25 protein-coding genes are annotated in these 23,984 nt (G+C 70.7%); 14 read left to right on the top strand and 11 right to left on the bottom strand.

Going from position 1 to position 23,984, the window contains the following annotated elements:
* Positions 1 to 680 precede the first annotated feature (680 nt).
* The 8 genes from OHN19_RS15840 (at position 681) to OHN19_RS15805 (ending at position 9,832) form a co-directional block, all read left to right on the top strand.
* The gene (locus tag OHN19_RS15840; RefSeq protein WP_330269629.1) at positions 681 to 1,901 is read left to right on the top strand and encodes a M20 family metallopeptidase; all 1,221 of its coding nucleotides are present in this window, start codon (positions 681 to 683) and stop codon (positions 1,899 to 1,901) included.
* Positions 1,902 to 2,216: 315 nt separating this feature from the next.
* Positions 2,217 to 3,278, top strand: a complete 1,062-nt coding sequence (locus OHN19_RS15835; RefSeq protein WP_330264813.1) for a BMP family ABC transporter substrate-binding protein — start codon at positions 2,217 to 2,219, stop codon at positions 3,276 to 3,278.
* 201 nt (positions 3,279 to 3,479) lie between these two features.
* Positions 3,480 to 5,048, top strand: a complete 1,569-nt coding sequence (locus tag OHN19_RS15830; protein ID WP_330269628.1) for an ABC transporter ATP-binding protein — start codon at positions 3,480 to 3,482, stop codon at positions 5,046 to 5,048.
* The gene (locus tag OHN19_RS15825; protein ID WP_330264812.1) at positions 5,045 to 6,172 is read left to right on the top strand and encodes an ABC transporter permease; all 1,128 of its coding nucleotides are present in this window, start codon (positions 5,045 to 5,047) and stop codon (positions 6,170 to 6,172) included. Before OHN19_RS15830 ends, OHN19_RS15825 begins: the two co-directional genes overlap by 4 nt.
* Positions 6,172 to 7,455, top strand: a complete 1,284-nt coding sequence (locus OHN19_RS15820; protein WP_330264811.1) for an ABC transporter permease — start codon at positions 6,172 to 6,174, stop codon at positions 7,453 to 7,455. Before OHN19_RS15825 ends, OHN19_RS15820 begins: the two co-directional genes overlap by 1 nt.
* A complete protein-coding gene (locus tag OHN19_RS15815; protein ID WP_330264810.1) occupies positions 7,452 to 7,844 on the top strand; it encodes a cytidine deaminase in 393 nt (130 codons plus the stop codon). The genes OHN19_RS15820 and OHN19_RS15815 overlap by 4 nt, the downstream gene beginning before the upstream one ends.
* Before the next feature lie 27 nt (positions 7,845 to 7,871).
* On the top strand, positions 7,872 to 9,149 hold the full coding sequence (locus OHN19_RS15810) for a thymidine phosphorylase (RefSeq protein ID WP_330269627.1): 1,278 nt from the start codon (positions 7,872 to 7,874) through the stop codon (positions 9,147 to 9,149).
* A 95-nt stretch (positions 9,150 to 9,244) separates the two neighbouring features.
* The gene (locus OHN19_RS15805; protein ID WP_330264809.1) at positions 9,245 to 9,832 is read left to right on the top strand and encodes a Uma2 family endonuclease; all 588 of its coding nucleotides are present in this window, start codon (positions 9,245 to 9,247) and stop codon (positions 9,830 to 9,832) included.
* Positions 9,833 to 9,837: 5 nt separating this feature from the next.
* Here the strand turns inward: OHN19_RS15805 and OHN19_RS15800 are convergent, their stop codons facing one another.
* The gene (locus tag OHN19_RS15800) at positions 9,838 to 10,761 is read right to left on the bottom strand and encodes an AEC family transporter (protein WP_330264808.1); all 924 of its coding nucleotides are present in this window, start codon (positions 10,759 to 10,761) and stop codon (positions 9,838 to 9,840) included.
* Positions 10,762 to 10,894: 133 nt separating this feature from the next.
* Here OHN19_RS15800 and OHN19_RS15795 point away from each other — a divergent pair, with 133 nt between their 5' ends.
* Positions 10,895 to 11,281: an STAS domain-containing protein gene (locus OHN19_RS15795; RefSeq protein ID WP_330264807.1), complete on the top strand. Its 387-nt coding sequence runs from the start codon at positions 10,895 to 10,897 to the stop codon at positions 11,279 to 11,281.
* Here the strand turns inward: OHN19_RS15795 and OHN19_RS15790 are convergent.
* Together OHN19_RS15790 and OHN19_RS15785 are read right to left on the bottom strand one after the other, a co-directional pair.
* A complete protein-coding gene (locus tag OHN19_RS15790; protein ID WP_330264806.1) occupies positions 11,165 to 12,178 on the bottom strand; it encodes a sigma-70 family RNA polymerase sigma factor in 1,014 nt (337 codons plus the stop codon). The two genes, OHN19_RS15795 and OHN19_RS15790, sit on opposite strands and share 117 nt — an antisense overlap.
* A gap of 179 nt (positions 12,179 to 12,357) precedes the next feature.
* Positions 12,358 to 13,623: an MFS transporter gene (locus OHN19_RS15785; RefSeq protein WP_330264805.1), complete on the bottom strand. Its 1,266-nt coding sequence runs from the start codon at positions 13,621 to 13,623 to the stop codon at positions 12,358 to 12,360.
* Between the two features lie 63 nt (positions 13,624 to 13,686).
* Between OHN19_RS15785 and OHN19_RS15780 the strand changes: the two genes are divergently transcribed.
* Complete coding sequence (locus OHN19_RS15780) at positions 13,687 to 14,637, top strand: LysR family transcriptional regulator (protein ID WP_330264804.1); 951 nt, start codon at positions 13,687 to 13,689, stop codon at positions 14,635 to 14,637.
* Between the two features lies 1 nt (position 14,638).
* Here the strand turns inward: OHN19_RS15780 and OHN19_RS15775 are convergent, their stop codons facing one another.
* On the bottom strand, positions 14,639 to 15,397 hold the full coding sequence (locus OHN19_RS15775) for an alpha/beta hydrolase (protein ID WP_330264803.1): 759 nt from the start codon (positions 15,395 to 15,397) through the stop codon (positions 14,639 to 14,641).
* Positions 15,398 to 15,510: 113 nt separating this feature from the next.
* Between OHN19_RS15775 and OHN19_RS15770 the strand changes: the two genes are divergently transcribed.
* Together OHN19_RS15770 and OHN19_RS15765 are read left to right on the top strand one after the other, a co-directional pair.
* The gene (locus OHN19_RS15770) at positions 15,511 to 16,674 is read left to right on the top strand and encodes an adenosine deaminase (RefSeq protein WP_330264802.1); all 1,164 of its coding nucleotides are present in this window, start codon (positions 15,511 to 15,513) and stop codon (positions 16,672 to 16,674) included.
* 138 nt (positions 16,675 to 16,812) lie between these two features.
* Entirely contained in the window at positions 16,813 to 17,175 is a 363-nt protein-coding gene (locus OHN19_RS15765; protein ID WP_330264801.1) for an ATP-binding protein, read from the top strand.
* A gap of 126 nt (positions 17,176 to 17,301) precedes the next feature.
* Here OHN19_RS15765 and OHN19_RS15760 read toward each other — a convergent pair whose 3' ends face one another.
* The 5 genes from OHN19_RS15760 to afsQ1 all read right to left on the bottom strand — a co-directional run bounded on the left by OHN19_RS15760 (position 17,302) and on the right by afsQ1 (position 21,185).
* Positions 17,302 to 17,502, bottom strand: coding sequence for a PspC domain-containing protein (locus OHN19_RS15760; RefSeq protein ID WP_328780767.1), 201 nt, complete (start codon positions 17,500 to 17,502; stop codon positions 17,302 to 17,304).
* Positions 17,503 to 17,593: 91 nt separating this feature from the next.
* Complete coding sequence (locus tag OHN19_RS15755; protein WP_330264800.1) at positions 17,594 to 18,142, bottom strand: VanZ family protein; 549 nt, start codon at positions 18,140 to 18,142, stop codon at positions 17,594 to 17,596.
* 93 nt (positions 18,143 to 18,235) lie between these two features.
* On the bottom strand, positions 18,236 to 18,835 hold the full coding sequence (locus tag OHN19_RS15750) for a hypothetical protein (RefSeq protein ID WP_330264799.1): 600 nt from the start codon (positions 18,833 to 18,835) through the stop codon (positions 18,236 to 18,238).
* Between the two features lie 98 nt (positions 18,836 to 18,933).
* The gene (locus OHN19_RS15745; protein WP_330264798.1) at positions 18,934 to 20,511 is read right to left on the bottom strand and encodes a HAMP domain-containing sensor histidine kinase; all 1,578 of its coding nucleotides are present in this window, start codon (positions 20,509 to 20,511) and stop codon (positions 18,934 to 18,936) included.
* Positions 20,508 to 21,185, bottom strand: coding sequence for a two-component system response regulator AfsQ1 (afsQ1, locus tag OHN19_RS15740; RefSeq protein ID WP_020141253.1), 678 nt, complete (start codon positions 21,183 to 21,185; stop codon positions 20,508 to 20,510). The genes OHN19_RS15745 and afsQ1 overlap by 4 nt, the downstream gene beginning before the upstream one ends.
* Before the next feature lie 229 nt (positions 21,186 to 21,414).
* Between afsQ1 and OHN19_RS15735 the strand changes: the two genes are divergently transcribed.
* Positions 21,415 to 22,158 (top strand): SigE family RNA polymerase sigma factor, encoded by a 744-nt coding sequence (locus OHN19_RS15735; RefSeq protein WP_330264797.1) that lies wholly within the window; start codon positions 21,415 to 21,417, stop codon positions 22,156 to 22,158.
* A 158-nt stretch (positions 22,159 to 22,316) separates the two neighbouring features.
* On the opposite strand, the gene OHN19_RS15730 is transcribed toward OHN19_RS15735, so the two are convergent.
* Both OHN19_RS15730 and OHN19_RS15725 read right to left on the bottom strand, forming a co-directional pair.
* Entirely contained in the window at positions 22,317 to 22,649 is a 333-nt protein-coding gene (locus OHN19_RS15730; protein ID WP_330264796.1) for a DUF6281 family protein, read from the bottom strand.
* Positions 22,650 to 22,708: 59 nt separating this feature from the next.
* Positions 22,709 to 23,413 carry a uridine kinase gene (locus OHN19_RS15725; RefSeq protein WP_330264795.1) on the bottom strand — a complete coding sequence of 235 codons (705 nt, stop codon included), beginning with the start codon at positions 23,411 to 23,413 and terminating at the stop codon, positions 22,709 to 22,711.
* Between the two features lie 60 nt (positions 23,414 to 23,473).
* On the opposite strand from OHN19_RS15725, the gene OHN19_RS15720 reads away from it, so the two are divergent.
* The gene (locus tag OHN19_RS15720; protein WP_330264794.1) at positions 23,474 to 23,869 is read left to right on the top strand and encodes a hypothetical protein; all 396 of its coding nucleotides are present in this window, start codon (positions 23,474 to 23,476) and stop codon (positions 23,867 to 23,869) included.
* The last annotated feature ends 115 nt before the right edge of the window (positions 23,870 to 23,984 follow it).

The following is a 23,984-nucleotide window of genomic DNA, read 5'->3' as shown; positions in this document are numbered from 1 at the left end:
CGGCGATGGCCCTTCGGGCCACCCTTGACTCGGCTCACTCCAGCACGGGGGAGAAGCGAGCGGGCGGCCCGGGGGAAGCGGGGGCCCTGCGGGTGGTTGCTCGGGGTGGTCGAGTCGTGCGGTCGGGGTTGCCGGGTGCGCCCTCGCGGATCACTGCTGCGGCGGCTCGGTTCGGCGGCGAGCGGTTCGTGGAGGGCTGGGGTTCGCGGACGGTGGGTGTGGGGTACTGGCGACTGGGCGGTCTGAGAAGGGGGAGGGGGTGGTCGGGCAGGTGACCTGCGACATTTGTTCTTGTCGGGCCGTCGTCCACACTTCTGTCGTGGGCATCACCGATGCTGTCCATCCCGCACGGCAGCCCCGCGCGGGCACGCGGTGAGAGTTCCCGTCCCCGGAGTTCCCTGGTCAGCACCCCCGTGACGCCGTCCCTCGTCCGGTTGTGACCGTTCCGGGGGTCCGCCTCCGTCGTGCCACCGCCTCGTCCCGATCCTGTTTCGACAGATGAACAGAACCGCCGGGGGTAAGCGCAGCATGGTATGTGTGGGAAAAGAGGTTCCTACCCACCTCAAAACGTATCCATGCGTCGAGCGGCCAAATTTTCTGCCCACTGAGGGTTGAAGTTTTGTTGATCTCGGGTCGGTTGGTCGCCCCGGCGTCCTACCCTTTAGAGGGTGAAGCAACTGATGTCACTGGAGTCCGAGGTCGATCTGCCCGGGGAAGCACTGCTCCCCGGCGTGCTGAGCGATGCGCTGCACGCCGAACTCGTCCACTTCCGGCGCGACTTGCACATGCACCCGGAGCTCGGCAATCAGGAGTTCCGCACCACCGCGGCGATCAAGGAGCGGCTGGAGCGGGCCGGGTTGAAGCCCCGCGTGCTCGCCGTCGGGACCGGGCTCGTGTGTGACATCGGGGAGTGGGACGGCGGACGGCCCATGCTCGCGCTGCGCGCCGACATCGACGGGCTCCCCATCCCGGACACGAAGAGTGAGTGCTCGTACCGGTCGACCGTGCCCGATCGGGCGCACGCCTGCGGGCACGACGTGCACACGACCGTCGTGCTGGGCGCCGGCCTCGTCCTCGCCGAGCTCGACAAGCAGGGGCTGCTGCCCCGGCCGGTGCGGCTGCTCTTCCAGCCCGCCGAGGAAGTGCTGCCCGGCGGCGCCGCCGACGCCATCGACTGCGGGGTGCTGGAAGGGGTCGGCAAGATCCTCGCCGTGCACTGCGACCCCCGCGTCGACGCCGGGAAGATCGGGCTGCGGACCGGAGCCATCACCTCCGCCTGCGACCGGCTGGAGATCGCCCTCGACGGGCCCGGTGGGCACACCGCCCGGCCGCACCTCACCACCGACCTCGTCACCGCCGCCGCCCGCGTCGTCACCGACGTGCCCGCCATCGTGGGCCGGCGCGTCGACACCCGCGCCGGGCTCGCCGTGACCTGGGGGCGCATCGAGTCGGGGCACGCCCCGAACGTCATCCCGCAGCACGCCGAGCTCTCCGGGACCGTGCGCTGCCTGGACCTCGACACCTGGCGGCAGGCCCCGGACGTGGTCGTGGCCGCGATCGACGAGGTCGCCAACCTCCACGGGGCCAAGTCCGAGATCAACTACGTGCGCGGTGTTCCGCCCGTCGTCAACGATGCCGAGGTGACCGGGCTGATCCGTGCGGCCATGACCGCCCGGCGCGGAGCCGACTCCGTCGAGAGCACCGAGCAGAGCCTCGGCGGCGAGGACTTCTCCTGGTACCTCCAGCAGGTGCCGGGCGCCATGGCCCGGCTCGGCGTCCGCACGCCGGGCGAGCGGACCGTGCGCGACCTCCACCAGGGCGACTTCGACGCCGACGAGTCCGCGATCACCGTGGGCGTGGAGCTGTTCACGGCGGCGGCCCTCCTCGACGCCGCCCTCTGATCCCACCCTGACGGTCTCCGATCCCACCGTCACGAAGACGAACGGCCCCCTCGGGGGCCGTTCCGCCGCCCGGCGCAACATGCTCGTAAGCCAATCGTGCACTCTTCGCAATCCAGGTGTGCGAAGGCCGAAGACCCTCAGTTCAGACGCTGTTTGCCTCGAATCGATAACGGCTTCGGAAGAGGTCTGTTTCCGACATCTACGCGCGTTACGATGCCGCGAAGCCAACGCCGCAGGGGCGTACAGGCCCGAGCACTGGCATGGTGCTCACATGAAGCGCCGACAAGGCGCTCAGGTCAGGTGAAGGAGCCTCCCGTGCGCCGGGTAGCCAAGCTTTCCGCTGCGTGTATCGCGACCGCAGCTCTCGCACTGACTGCCACCGCGTGTGGCAGCACCTCCTCGGAGAACGACAGCTCGTCCTCCTCGTCGTCCTCGGACGGCGGCAAGGGCGGCATCAAGATCGGTCTCGCCTACGACGTCGGCGGCCGTGGTGACCGCTCCTTCAACGACTCCGCCGCGCGCGGTGCCGACAAGGCCAAGAGCGAGTTCGGCGGCTCCCTCAAGGAGCTGACCGCCAAGAGCTCCGACACCGAGGCCGACCGCGAGCAGCGCCTGACCGACCTGGCGGACGCCGGCTACAACCCGATCGTCGCCGTCGGCTTCTCCTACGCCACCTCGGTCGACAAGGTCGCCGCCAAGTACCCGAAGGTCAGCTTCGGTCTCATCGACGCGGTCGCGAAGGCCAACAACGTCGACAGCATCACCTTCACCGAGGAGCAGGGTTCCTACCTTGCCGGTGTCGCCGCGGCGCTGAAGACCAAGAAGAACCACGTCGGCTTCATCGGCGGCGTGGACACCCCGCTGATCAAGAAGTTCGAGGCGGGCTACGCCCAGGGCGTCAAGGACACCAACCCCAAGGTCAAGGTCGACGTCCAGTACCTGACCCACGGCTCGGACTTCTCCGGCTTCGCCGACCCCGCCAAGGGCAAGGAGGCCGCGTCCGGCATGCTCGACAACGGCGCCGACGTGATCTACGCCGCGGCCGGCTCCTCCGGCAACGGCTCGATCGAGGCCGTCTCCGGCGTCAAGGGTGCCTGGGCCATCGGCGTGGACTCGGACCAGTACAACATCCCGGGTCTGTCCAAGTTCAAGAACTCGATCCTGACCTCGATGGTGAAGAACGTCGACGTCGGCGTCTACGACTTCATCAAGTCCGTCCACGAGGGCAAGCCGCTGACCGGCAACCAGATCTACTCCCTCGCCAAGGGCGGTGTCAGCCTCTCCACCAGCGGTGGCTTCATCGACGACATCCAGCCCAAGCTGGACGAGGCGAAGAAGAAGATCGTCGACGGCACCATCAAGGTCAAGACCAGCTGACCTGACGGTTCCCGCCGGAACCCGGGCTCGGCGAGGGGGCCTCGACAGACCCCCTCGTCGAGCCATAACAATGTGTCAACTCTACGCGTGTAGCATGGAGTTGCCGCGCTAGCGTCGCCGACGCCTGCCCTCCCCTACGCAGCCCCTTTTCCCCGAGGAGAGTGCGCCATCAACGCGTCCAGCCCTCCCGCTGCCGTCGAACTGCGCGGCATCACCAAGCGATTCCCCGGCGTCGTCGCCAACAAGGACATCGACATCACCGTCCGCACGGGCACCGTGCACGCCCTGTGCGGTGAGAACGGTGCCGGCAAGTCCACCCTGATGAAGATCCTCTACGGCATGCAGCAGCCGGACGAGGGCACCATCACCGTGAACGGCGAGACGGTCACCTTCCACACCCCCGCCGACGCCATCGCCCGCGGCATCGGCATGGTGCACCAGCACTTCATGCTCGCCGACAACCTCACCGTCCTGGAGAACGTCGTCCTGGGCGCGGAGAAGCTGTACGGCATCGGCGCCAAGGCCCGCGCGAAGATCAGGGAGATCTCCGACGCGTACAGCCTGAACGTCCGCCCCGACGTCCTGCTGGAGGAGCTCGGTGTCGCCGACCGCCAGCGCGTGGAGATCCTCAAGGTCCTCTACCGCGGCGCCAAGACGCTGATCCTCGACGAGCCCACCGCCGTCCTCGTGCCCCAGGAGGTCGACGCGCTCTTCGACAACCTGCGGGAGCTGAAGGCCGAGGGCCTCACCGTCATCTTCATCTCGCACAAGCTCGGTGAAGTCCTCTCCGTGGCCGACGAGATCACCGTCATCCGCCGCGGCACCACCGTCGGCACCGTCAAGCCGGCCGGCACCACGACCAAGCAGCTCGCCGAGCTGATGGTCGGCAGCGAACTGCCCACCCCGGAGACCGAGGAGTCCACGGTCACCGACGTGGCGCTGCTCAAGCTGGACGGCCTGCGCCTGGCCCAGACCGACCTCGACGGCGTCGAGCGGATCATCCTCGACGACATCTCGTTCACCATCCACAAGGGCGAGGTCCTCGGCATCGCCGGCGTGGAGGGCAACGGCCAGTCCGAGCTGGTCGAGGCCATCATGGGCATCCGTGCCCTGAACGCCGGCACGATCGCCCTCGACGGCACCGACATCTCCCACGTCCCCACCCGCCAACGCCGTGAGGCCGGCGTCGGCTACATCCCCGAGGACCGCCACCGCCACGGCCTGCTCCTCGAGGCCCCGCTGTGGGAGAACCGCATCCTCGGCCATGTCACCGAGAAGCCCAACTCCCGCGGCCAGCTCCTCGACATCAAGGCCGCCCGCACCGACACCGAGCGCATCATCCAGGCGTACGACGTCCGCACCCCCGGCATCGACGTCACCGCCGCCTCCCTCTCCGGCGGCAACCAGCAGAAGCTGATCGTCGGCCGCGAGATGAGCCACGCGCCCAAGCTGCTCATCGCCGCCCACCCGACCCGCGGTGTGGACGTCGGCGCGCAGGCCGCGATCTGGGACCACATCCGCGAGGCCCGCCGCGAGGGCCTGGCCGTGCTGCTGATCTCCGCCGACCTGGACGAGCTCATCGGCCTGTCCGACACCCTGCGGGTGATGTACCGCGGCCGACTGGTCGCCGACGCCGACCCCGCCACCATCACCCCGGAGGAGCTGGGCTCCGCCATGACCGGTGCCGCCACCGGCCACCTGGAGCACGAAGAGGGCTCCGCAGACGACTCCGCAGCGGTCTCCGCCGAGGACGACGAGGACGCCCGATGAACAAGCTGACCCAACGCATCGACAAGGAGCGGCTGCTCCTCGGCATCGCGGCCCCGCTGCTCGCGGTCGTCGCCGCGCTCGTCGTCACGACCCTGGTGATCCTCGCCACCGGCAAGAACCCGGGCGCCGCCTTCAGCGACATGCTGACCTACGGCTCCGCCAGCGACAGCCAGGTCTACATCCTCAACAAGGCGACGACGTACTACCTGGCGGGTGTCTCGGTGGCCATCGGCTTCCGGATGAACCTGTTCAACATCGGCGTCGACGGCCAGTACCGCATCGCCGCGTTCTTCGCCGCCGTCCTCGGTGGCGCGCTGACCACGCCGGGCTGGATCTCCATCCCGCTGATCATCCTGTGCGCCATGGCGACCGGTGCCCTGTGGGCGGCCATCGCGGGTGTCCTCAAGGTGACCCGGGGCGTCAGCGAGGTCATCTCGACGATCATGCTGAACTCGATCGCCACCGCGATCATCGCCTACCTCCTCCAGCCCGGGAAGCTCGCCGAGCTCCAGGCCGGCGGCACCGTCGTCTCCACCAAGCCGCTGCCGGAGTCGTCGTACTTCTTCCAGATCGACACCGGCGCCGCGGGCGAGCTGTGGGGCTTCATCGTGATCGCCGTGATCGTCGGCATCGCGTACTGGTTCGTGCTCGGCCGCACCCGGTTCGGCTTCGACCTGCGCACTGTCGGCCAGTCCGAGTCCGCCGCCTCCGCGAGCGGTGTCTCGGTGAAGAAGATGGTCGCCACCAGCATGGTGATCTCGGGCGCGGTGGCCGGCCTGATCGGCATGCCGACCCTGCTCAACGACAGCCACCAGTTCAGCAACGACTTCCCCGTCGGCATCGGCTTCACCGGTATCGCCATCGCCCTGCTCGGCCGCAACAACCCGGTCGGCATCGCGCTCGGCGCCCTGCTCTGGGGCTTCCTGGAGCGCACCACCAACCACCTGGAGTTCGAGGGCTACGACAAGGAGATCCTCGGCGTGATCCAGGGCGTCATCGTCCTGTGCGTCGTCATCGCCTACGAGGTCGTACGCCGTTACGGACTCAAGCGCCAGCAGCAGCGGGTCGGCGCCGAGCTCGCCGCCCAGGCCGCCCCCCGGACCCAGAAGCAGGAGGTGGCGTGATGACTGCCACGATGACCGACACGCCGCCGCCCGCGGCCCCCAAGGCGGACACCGCCACCCGGTCGGGCCGCTCGCTCGGCCAGATCCTGATGATCGTCGCCGGCGCGCTGCTGCTCGTCGCCGCGGTGCGGGTCATCTCCGGCTCCGACCAGCTCACCTCCGAGGGCCAGGTCTCCGCCGCCCTCAGCCTCGCCGTGCCGATCGGCCTCGCGGGCCTGGCCGGTCTGTGGTCCGAGCGGTCCGGCGTGGTCAACATCGGCCTCGAAGGCATGATGATCCTCGGCACTTTCGGCGCCGGCTGGATCGGCTGGCAGTCCAGCCCCTGGCTCGGCCTGCTGTGCGGTGTCGGCTTCGGCGTCGTCGGCGGCCTGCTGCACGCGGTCGCCACCGTCACCTTCGGCGTCGACCACATCGTCTCCGGTGTGGCGATCAACCTCCTCGCGCTCGGCACCACCCAGTACCTCGCCAAGCTGTTCTTCGTCGACGGCAAGGCGGCCGAGGAGGGCGGCAACCCCAAGCAGTCCCCGCCCGTGGACTCGCTGCCCAACTTCGACGTGCCGGGCCTGTCCAGCGGGCTGCACTCCATCGAGAACCACCACTGGTTCCTGATCTCCGACATCGCCGGCATCCTCGGCGGCCTGGTCACCGACCTGTCCGTGGTGACGGTCCTCGCGATCGCGCTGTTCGTCGGCAGCTGGTGGCTGCTGTGGCGCACCCCGTTCGGTCTGCGGCTGCGCTCCTGCGGTGAGAACCCGATCGCCGCCGAGTCCCTCGGCGTCAACGTCTACAAGTACAAGTACATGGCCGTGGCCGTCTCCGGCGGCCTCGCCGGCCTCGGCGGCGCCTTCCTGGCACTGGTCACCTCGCACACGTACCTCGAAGGCCAGACCGGCGGCCGCGGTTACATCGGTCTCGCCGCGATGATCTTCGGCAACTGGCGTCCGGGCGGTCTCGCCATGGGCGCGGGCCTGTTCGGCTACTCCGACGCGCTCCAGCTGCGCAACGGCGGCGAGACCGTCCACGCGCTGCTGCTCCTGCTGTTCGTGCTGCTGCTGGCGATGGCCGGCTGGAAGCTGTACAAGAAGGCGCACTGGCAGGGCGGCATCAGCCTCCTGGTGGCCGCGGGCGTCCTGGTCTGGTACCTGGTCACCGACGAGGTCCCGAGCGACTTCGTGGGCGCCACCCCGTACGTCGTGACCCTGCTGGTGCTGTCGCTGTCCGCACAGCGCCTGCGGATGCCGAAGGCGGACGGTATGCGCTACCGGAAGGGGCAGGGCAAGTGACGGGCGTCGACTGGGGCGCGCTCAGGGAAGCGGCCCGGGGCGCGATGTCCCGGGCGTACGCCCCCTACTCCGGCTACCCGGTCGGCGTGGCCGCCCTGGTCGACGACGGCCGTACGATCACCGGCTGCAACGTCGAGAACGCCTCCTACGGCGTCGGCCTGTGCGCCGAGTGCGGTCTGGTCTCGGAGCTCCAGAACACCGGAGGCGGCCGCCTCACGCACTTCACCTGCGTGGACGGCAAGGGCGAGGTGCTCGTCCCCTGCGGCCGCTGCCGCCAGCTGCTCTACGAGTTCGGCGGCGCCGAGCTCCTCCTGGAGACCCCGGCGGGCATCCTGCCGCTCTCCGAGATGCTCCCGCAGGCCTTCGGGCCCGAGCACCTCACCAAGTAATTCCCGGAAGGAAAGCCCTGCATGGCCATGGACGTCATCTCCGTCATCCGCACCAAGCGGGACCGCGGCGAACTCAGCGACGAGCAGATCGACTGGGTCATCGACGCGTACACCCGCGGGGAGGTCGCCGACGAGCAGATGTCCGCGCTCGCGATGGCCATCCTGCTCAACGGCATGAACCGCCGCGAGATCGCCCGCTGGACGGCCGCGATGATCGCCTCGGGCGAGCGGATGGACTTCTCGTCCCTCTCCCGCCCGACGGCGGACAAGCACTCCACGGGCGGTGTCGGCGACAAGATCACGCTGCCGCTGGCGCCCCTGGTGGCGGCCTGCGGCGCGGCCGTCCCGCAGCTCTCGGGCCGCGGCCTCGGCCACACCGGCGGCACGCTCGACAAGCTGGAGTCGATCCCCGGCTGGCGCGCGCTGCTGTCGAACGAGGAGATGCTGAACGTCCTCGACACCACCGGTGCGGTGATCTGCGCGGCGGGCGACGGCCTGGCCCCGGCCGACAAGAAGCTGTACGCCCTGCGGGACGTCACCGGCACGGTCGAGGCGATCCCGCTGATCGCCTCGTCGATCATGTCGAAGAAGATCGCGGAGGGCACCGGGTCGCTGGTCCTGGACGTCAAGGTCGGCACCGGCGCGTTCATGAAGACCATCGAGGACGCGCGCGAGCTGGCGTCCACGATGGTGGGCCTGGGCACCGACCACGGCGTCAGGACGGTCGCGCTCCTGACGGACATGTCGACCCCGCTGGGCCTCACGGCCGGCAACGCCCTCGAGGTCCGCGAGTCGGTGGAGGTCCTCGCGGGCGGCGGCCCGGCGGACGTCGTGGAGCTCACCCTCGCGCTGGCCCACGAGATGCTGGCGGCGGCGGGCATCCGCGACGCCGACCCGGCGAAGGCGCTGGCCGACGGTTCGGCGATGGACGTCTGGCGGCGGATGATCGCGGCGCAGGGCGGCGACCCGGACGCGTCCTTGCCGGTGGCCCGCGAGCAGCACGTGATCAAGGCCCCGTCCTCGGGCGTCCTGACCCGCCTCGACGCCTACGGCATCGGCGTCGCCGCCTGGCGCCTCGGCGCGGGGCGTGCCCGCAAGGAGGACCCGGTGCAGGCGGGGGCGGGCGTGGAGATGCACGCCAAGCCGGGCGACACGGTGACGGAGGGCCAGCCCCTCCTGACCCTCCACACGGACACCCCGGAGCGCTTCGCGTACGCGCTTGAGTCGATCGCGGGTTCCTACGACATCGAGGCGGCGGGTACGGCGTTCACGGCGTCGCAGGTGGTGCTGGAACGTATTGCCTGACCTGCGGTTTCCTCTTTCGGGTGAACGGGATCGGTGGACCACTGCCGGTCCCGTTCGGCATGCTGGGATCGGTGACGTAACGAATGGAGACCGCCATGAGCGCACTCGCCGCCGAGCCCGGCTCCCCCGGGAACACGGACTGGGACGAACTTGTCCGTGTCTGGGAGGAGACGGACGCGCCCGAGGGCAGCAAGGTGGAGATCGTTGAAGGGATCGTCACCGTGTCGCCTCCGCCGTCCGAAGAGCACAACGACACAGCTGAGCTGGTTCAGCGTCGCCTGTACACAGCGATTCCGGACGACTGGGGTGTCTATCAGACACTCGGCCTCACGTGCCCGGAGACGGGTGGCCTCTTCATTCCCGACCTGTGCGTGGTGCCGCGGGCTGCCCTGCGCCGCGGAACGCGCGTGCATGGAGGCGAAGCGGAACTCGTCGTCGAGGTCACGTCCAAGAGCAACGCGAACCACGACCGCATCAAGAAGGCTCACGGCTACGCCGTGGCAGCAGTGCCGCTCTACCTTCTGCTGGATGCCTGGCAGTCAGGACGTCCCACGGCGACGCTCTACGGGGAACCGCAGAACGGCACCTACCGAGTGCTTGAGTCGGTGGAGTACGGCGAGGAGCTGACCTTGCCCGCGCCGTTCAAGCTGGGCATCGACACCGGTGCCTTTCCGCTCAGTTGACCCCGTCACCCCAACAACGCCGCCACCACCACCAGCACCGGTACCGACACCACCGTCGACACCAGGATCGAGTCGCGGGCCAGGCGCTCGCCCACGCCGTAGGTGGAGGCGTACGTGTAGAGGTTCTGCGCGGCCGGGAGGGAGGACGTGACCACCACGTCGAGGAGTTGGGCTCCGTGGAGGCCGAAGACGCCGGCCGCCAGCGCCCAGGCCGCCACCGGCTGCCCCACCGACTTCAGCGCGACCGAGAGCAGGACGAGCCCGCGGTCCGGGCCCCGGCCGGGCATCGTGCTGCCGCACAGGGAGATGCCGAAGGCGAGCAGGACCGCCGGGACCGACATGCCGCCGATGAGGGTGAGGGGGTCCATGACGGGGGCCGGGACCTTCAGGCCGGCCGCCGAGACCGCCACCCCGGCCAGTGAGCCCACCGCGATCGGATTGCGCAGCGGAGTGAGCAGCCGCCGCCACAGCGGGCCCTTCTCGCCCTCGCCGGACGCCAGGTCGAGGACCGTCAGCGCGACCGGTGTCACCCCGACCAGCTGGAACAGCAGCACCGGCGCCACGAGCGAGGCATCGCCGAGGACGTACACCGCGATGGGGATGCCGAGGTTGCCGGAGTTGACGTACGACGAGCACAGCGCGCCGATCGTCGTACGGCCCAGGCCCCACCCCCGTACGACACCCACCGCCACGAAGACGCCCGCCGCCGCTGCCGTGCTGAGCGCGGTCACCAGCAGGCGGCTGGAGAAGATCACCGACAGGTCGGCCCTGGCGAGCGTGGTGAACAGCAGGGCGGGGGAGGCGACATGGAAGGCGAGCTTGGTCAGGACCTCGCGGCCCTGCTCGCCGAGGTAGCCGCGCAGGCCGATGAGGTAGCCGACCCCGATCACCACCGCGATCACCGCGAAGCCGGTCAGCACTCCCTGCACAGGGGCTCCTCAGGGGTGAGGAGGGCGTGGGGTATCCAGGGAGGTGCTGATGGGTGGCGCATACAGGTAACCCTCGGGGGCAGGAGGCACCCAGGTCAACGTGATCCTGCCCGCGCCGAAGAGCCCTCGGCCGATGAGTTACGCCCACCCGCCCGGTCTACCGATCGTGGACGCCATGACACCCGCTGTACTCGTGCTGACCGGCCCCGTCACCCGGGACGAGGTGACGGGGCTGAGCGACGAGGTCGGGGCGCTGCTGCGGACGACCCGCGCCGGGGTGGTGGTGTGCGATGTCGCCGGGCTCGGGCCACCGGGGCTCGGCACGGTGGACCTGCTCGCCCGGCTCCAGCTGGCCGCCCGGCGCGCCGGGGGCCGGATCAGGCTGCGCGACCCCGACCCCGGGCTACACGCCCTCCTTGACCTCGTCGGGCTCCGCTTCGAGGTGGAGGGGCAGACCGAACAGCGGGAACCAGCGCTGGGTGTCGAGGAAGAAGTGGAACCCGGTGAGCCGGCCGTCTGAGATCTCCAGCACCTGGACCGCCCACGGGCTGTAGCCGCCCTTCTCCGGGTCCGGCTTGTACTGGGCGAACCCCGGCAGGCCGTTGACCTGCACCGGCACCAGGCGGGAACCCTCGCAGGCCGAGCCCAGGGTGGTCATGAAGCCGGTGATGTCGTCGTGGCCCGTCAGCCACAGGTCGAACGGCGGCATCGTCATGATGGCGTCCTCGTGGAGGAGAGCCGTCAGGGCCGTCATGTCGTACCCCTCGAACGCCTTCACATAGCGCTCCAGGAGCTTCTGCTGCTCCTCGTCCAGGGGGTCGGAGACGGCCGCGTCGGCGCCGTACTGCTCCCGCTCGGCGAGGGTGGCCCGGGCGCGCTGGAGGGCGCTGTTGACGGAGGCGACGGAGGTGTCGAGCAGCTCGGCGACCTCGCTGGCCTTCCAGGCGAGCACCTCGCGCAGGATCAGCACCGCGCGCTGCTTGGGGGGCAGTTGCTGGAGGGCGGCCATGAAGGCGAGCCGGACGGTCTCCTTGGCGACGGCCGCCTCGGCCGGGTCCTCGACGGTGGGCAGGATGCGGTTGTCGGGCATCGGTTCCAGCCAGGTGTGGTCCGGGCGGGGGGAGAGGGCGGCCTGGGCGAGGGGCGTCGACTCGGAGAGGTCCATGGGGCGGGCGCGCTTGTTGCCGGCCGTGAGCATGTCCAGACAGACGTTGGTCGCGATGCGGTACAGCCACGAGCGGAGGCTGGAGCGGCCCTCGAACTTGTCGTAGCTGCGCCAGGCCCGCACCATCGTGTCCTGCACCGCGTCCTCGGCCTCGAAGGAGGAGCCGAGCATGCGGTAGCAGTAGCCCGTCAGCTCGGTGCGGTGCTTCTCGAGCCTGAGATCGAGGTCTGTCGTCGTCGTACTGTCCGTCATCGTCCACCCACCCCTGTGGCCGTGCTGTGTCGCGCCTTTGCGCCCAGTACTTGGAAGCTACCGCAGCCCACTGACAACGGCCCCTGGAGCGGGTGAACATCCAGGTGGGACGCCTTGCGTGCACAAGCCGATCCCCCCGGTCGACCGACCTCGACCGGGGGGAAGGAGAGACGTGCGGCTCAGGCCGTCGCGAGCCGCTGCTGGGTTCGGGCCGCACGTGTTCCGAGGACGGTGATCGACACGACGCCGAGCACCGCGAGGAGGCCCACCCCGACCGTTCCGGCCCAGCCGCCCGCGTGGAAGGCGAGCGCGCCGACCGTGCTGCCCGCGCTGGAGCCGATGTAGTAGGCCGACTGGTACAGGGCCGAGGCCTGGGCGCGGCCGTGGGTGGCCGTCTTGCTGACCGCCGACGAGGCGACCGCGTGGCCCGCGAAGAAGCCGCCCGTGATCAGGACCAGGCCGAGCAGGACCAGGGGGAGGGAGCCCGCGAGGGAGAGCAGCAGGCCCGTCGCCGTCGTACCGCCCGCCGCGTACAGGGCGCCCCGGCGGCCGAGGCGGCCGACCAGGCGGCCCGCCGTGGACGCGGACACCGTGCCCACCAGGTAGACCAGGAAGATCGAGCCGACGATGCCCTGGGGGAGCGAGAAGGGGGCCTCGGTGAGGCGGTAGCCGATCACCGTGTACACGCCGCCGAACACCGTCATGAACAGGGCACCGATCGCGTAGAGGCGGCGCAGCAGCGGGTCACCCAGGTGTTCCCGCACCGTGCCGAGCAGCACGTGCGGCCGCAGGGAGCCCGCCTTGAAGTGCTGCGGCGCCGGGAGCAGCAGGCGGAACGCCACCGCACAGGCCACCGCGAGCGCGCCGATGACCCCGACGGCCACCCGCCAGCCCCATTCCTGCGCGACCCAGCCGGTGATGACCCGCCCGCTCATGCCGCCGACGCTGTTGCCGGCCACGAACAGACCGATCGCCGTGACCAGGGCCTTCGGGCGGACCTCCTCGGCGAGATACGCCGTCGCGGAGGCCGGCAGCCCCGCCAGGGCCGCCCCCTGCACCGCCCGCAGCGCCACCAGCACGGGCAGCGAGGGCGCGAAGGGGACCAGGAGACCGACCGTCACCGCGACCGCCAGCGAGGCCGTCATGACCGTACGGCGGCCGAAGCGCTCGGAGAGGGCGCTCATCGGCAGCACGAACAGCGCCAGCCCGCCGGTCGCGGCCGCCACCGTCCAGCTCGCCTCGCTCGCCGCCACCCCGAACTCGCCCGAGATCAGCGGCAGTAGGGCCTGCGTGGAGTACAGCAGCGCGAAGGTCGCGACCCCGGCGAGGAAGAGGGCGAAGCTCATCCGGCGGTAGCCGGGGCCGCCCGGGGTCAGACGGGAGTCGGGGGCAGGGGCGGGAGGCACGGCGCCCACGCGGGTGGACGCCTCGGTACTGGCAGGCATGCCTCGAAGTTACGTACGACCGCTCTTATCCGTCCAATGCATGGATCCGCCATAATCGTTCCTATGGAGCATCAGCACAGGTCACGGGCGCACCTGTCACCATCCAGTGACACAGAAGACATGGTGATGTTGCTGGCCCCACGGCTCGCCCACTTCGCCGGCGTCGCCCGCACCGAGCACGTCACCCGCGCCGCCCAGGAGATGGACGTACCCCAGTCGACGCTCTCGCGTGCGATGGTCCGCCTGGAGCAGGACCTCGGTGTCGACCTGTTCGCCCGCATCGGCCGCACGGTCTCCCTCACCCCCGCGGGGCGCACCTTCCTCGCCTCCGTCGAACGGGCCCTCGCCGAGATCCGGCGCGCCGCCGACGAGGTCCGCGCGGACGCCGACCCGGCCACCGGCAAGGTCGCCTTCGGGTTCCTGCACACCATGGGTTCGGAGACCGTCCCCGGCCTGATCCGCGCGTTCCGCGCCGACCATCCCCGGGTCCGCTTCAGCCTGGTCCAGAACTACGGCGAGGCGATGATCGAACGCCTGCGCGCGGGAGAGCTTGACCTCTGTCTGACCTCCCCGGTCCCGGACGCCCCGGACCTCGTCGCCCGCCGCCTCGACGAGCAGAAACTGCGGCTCGTGGTCCCCGCCGACCACCCGCTCGCGGCCCGCAGGCGCGTCCGCCTCGCCGAGGCCGCCGAGGAGGCCTTCGTCACCCTGGAACCCGGCTACGGCCTCCGCCGCATCACCGACGACCTCTGCCAGGAGGCCGGCTTCAAACCGCGGATCGCCTTCGAGGGGGAGGAGGCCGAGACGCTGCGGGGCCTGGTGGCGGCCGGACTGGGCGTCGCGCTGCTGCCACCGCCGGCCTTTCCCCGCCCGGGGGTGGTGGAGCTGACCGTCACCGCGCCGAGGGCGGTACGGGAGATCGGCGTCGCCTGGCTGGACGGCCACCCGGACACACCCCCGGTGGCCGCCTTCAAGAAGTTCCTGCTGTCGAGACGGGGCAGCCTGCTGCCCTGACCTACCGCCGACGCCCCCCGAACCCGGAGGCGAGCGGCATCCGCAGCCCCAGGGGCGGGGGTGCGGCCAGCGCGTCCTGCACGGGCCGGGACAGCGCCCGTCCGAACAGCGCCCCCATCACGAAGTCCTCGGTCAGCGCCTGCACTTCGGACCGGTACTGGTGCAACCCGTGTCCGTCGGAGTGGACTTCGAACCGGCACACGTCCCGGTTCGCCTTCTTCGCCCGGGACGCGAGCCGGAACGACAGCTCGGGATCGGTGCGTCGGTCGTTCGTGCCGTGCACCACCAGCACGCGCCGCCCCACGAGCTGCTTCACCGGTTCGGGGGAGGCCGCCATGTCCTCCTCGGGCAGCCAAGGCGCGATCGCCACCACGGAGTTGACCGCCTCGTGCCCGCCCGCGTGCAGCGCCGCCCGCCCGCCCATGCCGACGCCGACCAGGGCCACGGAGACGTCGCCGTAGCGCCGTACGACCTCGTCCGCGGCCCAGTTGGCGTCCTGCGCGAGATGCGCCTCGCTGCCGTTCCACCCGCGGTAGCGGTAGTGCACGAGGTGCGCCGCCAGTCCGTCCGACCGGCCCGCGCGGGCCAGCCGCCGCCCCAACGACCGTACGGCGGACGGCAGTCGCATGGCGGAGGGCCTGCGCAGAGAGGTTTCGTCGCCGCTCGGGAGGAGCAGCACCACACCGCTCACCGCCGCCGGCTCCGGGCCGAGTGTCCTGCCCAGTCGGGCGCTGCGAACCGGCGTCGCTTGCTGTGCCATGGCAGAACAGTGTCAGAAGCGCGGGTGTACGACACGAGGCGGGGCGGTCACCGTTGGGTATCGACGGATCCGTACAGCGGGCGATCTACGCGCGTAGGCGTTAGAGTGCGGAAATGACGAGCAAGACTGACCGGACGGGGACCTCCCCGAGCTCGGACCAGATCCGCCGGGCACCCAAGGTTCTGCTGCACGATCACCTCGACGGCGGGCTGCGCCCCGGCACGATCGTCGACCTCGCCCGGGAGACCGGGTACGGCCAACTCCCCGAGCACGACGCGGACCGGCTCGGCGTCTGGTTCCGCGAGGCCGCCGACTCCGGTTCGCTGGAGCGGTACCTGGAGACCTTCTCGCACACCGTCGGCGTCATGCAGACCCGCGAGGCCCTGACCCGGGTGGCCGCCGAGTGCGCCGAGGACCTCGCCGAGGACGGCGTCGTCTACGCCGAGGTCCGGTACGCCCCCGAACAGCATCTCGAGAAGGGCCTGACCCTCGAAGAGGTCGTCGAGGCCGTCAACGAGGGCTTCCGGGAAGGCGAGCGGAGGGCCAGGGCGAACGGCCACCGCATCCGCGTCGGCGCCCTGCTGACCGCGATGCGGCACGCGGCCCGCGCCCTGGAGATCGCCGAACTCGCCAACCGGTACCGCGACCTGGGCGTCGTCGGCTTCGACATCGCGGGCGCCGAGGCCGGCTACCCGCCCACCCGGCACCTCGACGCCTTCGAGTACCTCAAGCGCGAGAACAACCACTTCACCATCCACGCCGGCGAGGCCTTCGGACTGCCGTCCATCTGGCAGGCGCTCCAGTGGTGCGGCGCCGACCGGCTCGGGCACGGCGTGCGCATCATCGACGACATCCAGGTCCACGAGGACGGCACCGTCAAGCTCGGCCGGCTCGCCTCCTACGTCCGGGACAAGCGGATCCCGCTGGAGCTGTGCCCCAGCTCCAACCTCCAGACCGGGGCGGCCGCCTCGTACGCCGAGCACCCGATCGGACTCCTGCGGCGGCTGCACTTCCGGGCGACGGTGAACACCGACAACCGGCTGATGTCCGGGACCAGCATGAGCCGGGAATTCGAGCATCTTGTCGACGCGTTCGGTTATACGCTCGACGACATGCAGTGGTTCTCCGTCAATGCGATGAAATCAGCGTTCATTCCTTTCGATGAACGACTCGCGATGATCAATGACGTCATCAAGCCCGGATATGCCGAGCTGAAGTCCGAATGGCTGTTCCAGCAGACGGCCTCCACCAGCGGTTCTGTGGCCGAGGACGGCTGATCGCGGGAATTCTCCGGTACGGAATGCGGGCGGGTGTTCACAATCCGTCCGCATTTCGATGTTTGCGGCGGGCGGGTGCGCATGTTTACGGTCGTGGACCGCTCACATCCCCGTAAACCCATTTCGAGGACGCATTTCATGAAGCAGTCTGCTGCCAAGACCCTCGGTGTCGCCGCCCTCGGTGCCGCCTTCGCCGCGGCCGGCGCGGGTGCCGCGAACGCCGCTCCGGCGGTCCCGGACGCCTCCCAGGCGCTCGGCACCGTCTCCCAGGGGCTCCCCACCGAGAACCTCACCAAGGCGCTCCCGGGTGCCGGTGAGGCGCTGGCGCAGGCCCAGCCGGCGCTCGGCGCGGGCCTCGCGGCCGCGCAGCCCGCCGCCCAGCGGGTGCTCGCCGACGGTCCGACCGCGCCCGTCGCCGGTCTCCTCGGCGGCCTGCCGATCGGCAAGGTGCTGCCCGGCGGTGGCGCCGGCACCGGCGTGAACGGCCTGCCGCTCGGCTGAACCACGGAGTCATGACGCGGCCCTGAGGCAGTGAGGTCCTCAAGGTCCGCCGCTCCTCGCACGCGCCGGTGGGGCGCACCCCCTGGACTCGGGGTGCGCCCCACCGGCGTACGTGCGCACGGGGTGCTACCAGGCGGCCTGCGCCTTGTCCTCCGAGGGGAACAGGATCCACAGGGCGATGTAGAGCAGGAACTGCGGGCCCGGCAGCAGGCAGGAGACCAGGAAGATCACGCGCATGGTGGTCGCGGAGGTGCCGAAGCGCCGTGCCAGCGCGGCACACACTCCGCCGATCATGCGGCCGTTGGTGGGGCGGGCGAGGCGGGACATTGCGGCTCCTTCGCGAGCGTCGGGTGGGAGGGTCCGAGTGACCCTCCAACTGCTTTCCACGCTACGGAGACGAAAGACGCAAAGCGTCGCTCTACGGTGCGATCCCGACCCTGGGAATCGTCGGGGTCCTACCCTGAGCCGGCTCCTCCTGGCGGACGGACGGGCGAGGGTCGGGCCCGGTCCCGCGGCGGAGCCAGTGGCGGGCCGCCGGCACGACCGCGAGGTGCGCGAGCGCCACACCGGCGGTGTTCAGGAGCAGCGAGTCGATGTCGACGACCTGGCCGGGGACACCGGTCTGGAGCAGCGCGATACCCAGGGAGATCAGGGCGCCCGCGGCGGACGTACGGACCAGGGAGCCCAGCGTGGACGCCCAGAGCCTGCCGTGCGCCATCGGGATCAGGACGCCGAGCGGGGCGAGCAGGGCGAGCCCCTCGCCGATCCGGCGGGCCGCCTCCTGCCAGCCGAGGGCGAGGTCGGCGCGGATGCCGGCCAGGGGGTGCAGGTTGGCGGGGACGACCCACGGGACGTCCAGTGGCCGCAGCGTGTACCAGGCGACGAACGCGAGGTGTGCGACGAGGAGGACACCTCCTGCCACACGGACGCGAAGGGCGGCATTGCCGCCGATGAAGCCTTGCTGCACGACCCCCTAGACGCCGCGCTCGGCACGATCGGTTCCGGAACACCCCGAGGTACCTGGGTGAGGTCTGCGCCACACGTGGTCGTCGGACCCCCGTCAGCCGCCGGTCACCTCGCTCGACGGCGGCTGGTGGCTGCTCGGCTGGGAGCGGACCTGGTCCGTGCAGTCGTAGCGGCGCAGGGGGGCGGTGCCGGGGCCGCCGAGGATGACGGAGCCGTCGCCCTCGGCCGCGGCCGAGTCGGAGAACGTGCACACGACCTGCGCGAGGGCGTAGCGGGAGAGCTCGGCGGGCGGGGTGCTCAGCCGGAGTGTGTCCTCGGGGTCCTTGGGGCGCGGTCCGCTGACGGTCGTGCCGCCGCGGACGTACGTCTGGTAACCGGCGTCCTGCTCGGCGGCCGACGGAGCCTCGGCGAGCTGGTCGAGGAGGCCCTGCGCGACCAGCACCCGCCGCTCGGAGTCCTCGGTGCCGTCCGGCACCCGTACGGTCCGGTCCACGGCCACCAGCGACGACCCGCACAGCAGGAACACCTGCACGGCCAGCCCCCCGGACGCCTGCGCCGCCCCCGACTCCGACAGGGAACACCGCACCCGGGAGGGCGCGGGCCCGAAGTCGGTGGGCACCTCGGTGGACCGGATCCCGCACCCGGCGACCAGCACCGCGAGCACGGGCAACGCGAGCAGCCGCCGCAGGGTCACACCGTGCCACCGCTTCCGGGACCGGCTCGCAGCCGGACGGCCGACCCGTGTCGTCGTTGCTCCGCCGCCCCACCCCCGCTGTCGCCGCTGCGTGTTCATCACACGTCCCCCTTGCTCGCCCCGGCGTCGTCCTTCTTGGTTTCTGTCAGTTGTTCTGCCAGGGCCGAGGCGTCGCGGGGAAGGTGGAGGGTGAACACGGCGCCGCCGTCGGGGGAGTTGGCCGCGGTGATCTCGCCGCCGTGGATGTGGGCGTTCTCCAGGGCGATGGAGAGGCCGAGGCCGCTGCCCTCGGAGCGGGGGCGGGAGGCGCTGGCCTTGTAGAAGCGGTCGAAGACGTGCGGGAGGACGTCCTCGGGGATGCCGGGACCGTGGTCCCGGACCCGGATGACCACCTCGTCGTCCGCGGCGCGCACGGCCACCCGCACCGGCGAGCCACCGTGCTTGAGCGCGTTGCCGATGAGGTTGGCCAGGATGACGTCCAGGCGCCGCGGGTCCAGGCGGGCGTGGATCCCGCGCTCGGCGTCCAGCTCCACCGCGTCCAGCCACGCGCGCGCGTCGATGCACGCCGTGATCTGGTCGGCCACGTCGACGTCGTCGAGGACCAGCCGGGCCGTACCCGCGTCGAAGCGGGTGACCTCCATCAGGTTCTCCACCAGGTCGTTGAGCCTGCGGGTCTCGCTGACCACCAGCCGGACCGCCGGTTCGATCATCGGGTCCATGGAGCCGGACTCCGCCTCCAGCTCCTCCTCCAGGATCTCCGTGACGGCGGTGATCGCGGTCAGCGGCGTCCGCAGCTCGTGGCTCATGTCCGCCACGAAGCGCCGCGAGGCGTCGTCGCGCGCGGCCATGTCCTCGACCCGCTTCTCCAGCGCCTCGGCCGCGTAGTTGAACGTCCGTGACAGGTCCGCGAGTTCGTCGGTACCGGAGACCCTGAGCCGGGTGTCCAGCCTGCCCTCGCCGAGCCGCCGGGCGGCCACCCCCAGCCGGTGCACCGGCTTCAGTACGGTCGTCGCGGCGGCCTGCGCGAGCAGCGCGGAGCCGATCAGGGCGAGGCCGGTGGCGATACCCAGCGACCAGGCAAGGGAGTTGAGGTCCTTGGCCTCAGGCTCGAGGGACTTGAGCATGTAGCCGGTCGGTCCGCCGCCGATCACGCGCGTACCGGCGACCAGATACGGCGTGTCGTGGTCGACGATCCGCTGCCAGTACAGGTGGTAGGCGGACTTGTTGGCGGAGTCGACCTTCTGCTTCTCGTTCACCGCCTCGCGCAGCGACACCGGCACGTCCTGGAGCGTGAACCCGTCCAGGGCGCCCGAATTGCCGTACACCGTCCTGCCGTTCACGTCGTCGGCGACCAGCAGCACGCTGAAGCGCTGGCTGCTGCCCGCCATCTGCCCGGCGGCCTGCTGGAGTTCGTCCTGTGTGGGATCCGCCGGCAGGGCGCCCGCGCGGTTCTGCATCTCCTGCTGGAAGTCCCGCAGCACCGCGTCCTGGGCGCGGGTGAGGACGGCCTCGCGGTTGAGCCAGTAGGCGATCCCGGACGCGGACACGGCGGCGGTCAGCGCCACCAGGCCGAACACCACGACCAGACGCAGTCGCAGACTGGTGAAACGCAGCCGTGACCACACACCCTTGCGAGCCGCGAACCAGCCGCGGAGCCCCCCTTGCGCTTCGGTCACTGAGGCGTGTCCAGCCGGTAGCCCACGCCCCGCACGGTCCGGATCAGCGTCGGGGACGACGGCACGTCCTCGACCTTGGCGCGCAGCCGCTGCACACAGGCGTCCACCAGGCGCGAGTCACCGAGGTAGTCGTGCTCCCACACCAGGCGCAGCAACTGCTGGCGGGACAGCGCCTGACCGGGCCGCCGGGACAGCTCCAGGAGCAGCCTGAGTTCGGTGGGCGTGAGCTGGAGGTCCTCGCCGTTCTTCGTGACGGTCATGGCCGCACGGTCGATGACCAGGGACCCGAAGCTCGCCGCGTCCGTCGACTCGCGTTCACCGCGCCGCAGCACGGCCCGGATCCGGGCGTCGAGGACCCGCCCCTGGATCGGCTTGACCACGTAGTCGTCGGCGCCGGACTCCAGCCCGACCACCACGTCGATGTCGTCGCTGCGCGCGGTCAGCAGAATGATCGGCAGCTGGTCCGTGCGCCGGATGCGCCGGCACACCTCGAACCCGTCGATACCGGGCAGCATCACGTCCAGCACGATCAGGTCCGGCCGCTGCTCACGCAGCAGTTTGAGGCCGTCCTCGCCGGTGGCAGCGGTGGCAACCCGGTGGCCCTGGCGCGTGAGGCTCAGCTCCAGGGCGGTACGGATGGCGTCGTCGTCCTCGATCAGCAACAGGGAAGGCACGGGCTCATTCTGGCCCATGGCAGGCCGGGTATCGACACCTGTACACCTGCGTGCGCATAGCGCTGCTCTCTGTGCCCGTCCTGTGCGATTCCTGCGACGGGGCCCTGTGACAGGTCTGTGACAGTCGGCGGACACGGCCATGAAGGTGCGAGGGCAAGCTTCTCGGCACGGGCAAGGAAGTACCGCCCGGAACGACCGAACACCGGAAGTCCACGACGGGGGGCGCGAGATGAACACGCTGCACAGCACCAACACTGGCGCAGTGATCACGCGTCTCCACGACGTGAACGGGGGCCGGGGTTCCGAGAAGTCCGGTGCCGCAAGCGGGCGGGGGTGCGCTCGCGGCACCGGGCGTCAGCACACCACGTACATGTCGGTGGTTGACACCTTCACGGGGGAATCGCACGGGGGATCGTCGTACAGGGAGGGCACGGGGGAGCGTCGTTCGCTGTCGGAGGCGGAGTTCACCGCCTACGTCCAGGAGCGCCGCGCCTCCCTGTACGCCACCGCCTATCACCTGACCGGTGACCGCTTCGAGGCCGAGGACCTGCTGCAGAGCGCGCTGTTCTCGACGTACAAGGCGTGGGACCGGATCAGCGACAAGGCCGCGGTCGGGGGCTACCTCCGCCGCACCATGACGAACCTGCACATCAGCGCGTGGCGCCGCCGCAAGCTGAACGAGTACCCGACCGAGGAGCTGCCGGAGACGCCCGGCGACACGGACGCGATGCGCGGCACGGAGCTGCGCGCGGTCCTGTGGCAGGCGCTCGCCCGGCTCCCCGAACTCCAGCGCACGATGCTGGTCCTCCGTTACTACGAGGGCCGCACCGACCCGGAGATCGCGGAGATCCTCGACATCAGTGTCGGCACGGTGAAGTCCAGCATCTGGCGGTCCCTGCGCCGCCTGCGCGAGGACGAGGTCCTCAGCTTCGGCCGTGACGAGGAGAACGCCTTCGGGGAGCTCGTGGCCTGAGGGTTCGGGGGGACAGCACCACCATCGGGGGAGCACCACAAGTGGGGGACCGGGTATCGGCTGGGGGGCCGGTACCCGGGCGGGGGACAACGGGGAAGCACCAGGAAGCGGGACTGGAGGGCCGGGGGGTCCGTCCAGTCCCGCTTCTTCGTGCGCGCTCAGCCGACCTCCATCAGCCTTGCCCCGGCGGCCGTGTCACCGACCGCGATGGCCTCGGCGGGCTCCCGCCCCTCGACGGCGTACGCGCCGGTCGTGCCGTGCGGGATCGCGACCTCGGAGTCGCCCGGGGTGTCGTCGCACTCCGGGATCTCGGCGGTCCCCAGTCGCTCGCCCACCGTGAAGCCGATCTCTCCGGCGGGCAGATAGACACGGTTCTCGTAGCGCACCGCACCCGCACAGGAGGCCGCGGCCTCGCCGGACTCCTCGCCCGGGCCGCAGCCGGTGAGGGCCGCGAGGAGGACGAACGCGAGGACCCGCAGGGCAGTTGTCATCGGCTTCCTTTCCGAGGGACCGTTTTCCGGTCCTACGACGGAGAAGGCGCCGTGGGCGTTCAGGTCGCCGGAGTCGCCGCCGGGCGGGGGTGCGCCGCCGCGGCGGAGAGGCGGGCGAGCGCCTCGTCCTTGTCGCAGGGATGGGCGCCCAGCGCGGTCTGGCGGGCGACGATCGAGCGCTCCAGACGCATCAGCCGCCAGCCGCGCCGCAACAGGAACGGCACCGACTTGCGGCCCTCACGCAGATCCCGCAGGAACCGGCGACGGAAGGTGCGCACCGGACCCCGGCTCAGACACAGCGCGTCGGCAAGTACCCCCAGCTCCCGGCAGCGGGTGACGATCTCGGCGGCGAAGATGCCCTCCGCGATGAACAGCGGGGTGCGGCCCATCTCGACCGCCTCCTCGCCGGTGCGGGCACTCAGCGAGATGTCGTAGACCGGGATGCGCGTACGGCCCGTGCGGCACAGGTCCACGATCGCCGCCACCGCGGTGTCCGCGTCCCAGGAGCCGGGATGGTCCCAGTCGATGTCGGAGCTCCCCGCCACCAGCGGCAGCGTCGGGTCGGTGCCCTCCTTGTAGAAGTCGTCGAGCCTCAGGACCGGAAGACCGGAACGGGCCGAGAGAAGGGACTTGCCGGAGCCGGAGGGGCCGCAGAGCAGCACGACTCGCGTCGGTATGGCCGGTTGGGAACTCACGGGACACCAGTGTGAGGCATTCACCTGCTGTTCATCGACCCCGCGGGTCGGCTTTGAAGCGTGCGTCACACTTCAACTACCCTTCGTGCCGACTCGATTACCCCCCGTACGGAGAAGGTGGCAGCAACGATGGCCCGATACGAGAACCCGACCGCCCAGCGGGCGCTGGTCGCCCTGGCGACCGCGGGAGTGGCGCTCGGCGCCGGCGCGACGGCGGCCTCCGCCGCGGAACCGGTCGTCGACGTGGTGCGCACCCGGCCGACCTCCCTGGGGAACATCGACCCCCAGTCGGGGTTGCAGGGGCTCGCCGGCACGGTCGGGTACGTCACCGGGCCGGTGGCCGGGCTCAAGCCGAACCCGCTGGCGGGGACGGGCGTCGACCCGCTGGACAACGGGGTCGGTACGCAGCTCGCCGACTTCCAGCCGCTGGCCACGCAGGCGTTGACGGGGCCGGTCGCGCAGGCGCAGTCGATCGGGTCTATGCCGGTGGTGGGGCAGGTGGCGGGGCTTCTCAGTAACGGGTGACGATTCGGGGCGCGGACGGGCGGTGGGGGACTGCGGACCGTTGCCGGGCGCGGGTGCGTCGTGGCTGGTCGCGCAGTTCCCCGCGCCCCTGAGAGCGCGGCCTTCGGCCGCTGCT

This window comes from Streptomyces griseorubiginosus, from assembly GCF_036345115.1.
Classification (GTDB): Bacteria; Actinomycetota; Actinomycetes; order Streptomycetales; family Streptomycetaceae; genus Streptomyces; species Streptomyces griseorubiginosus_C.
This window is presented reverse-complemented; position numbering and strand designations above follow the sequence as displayed.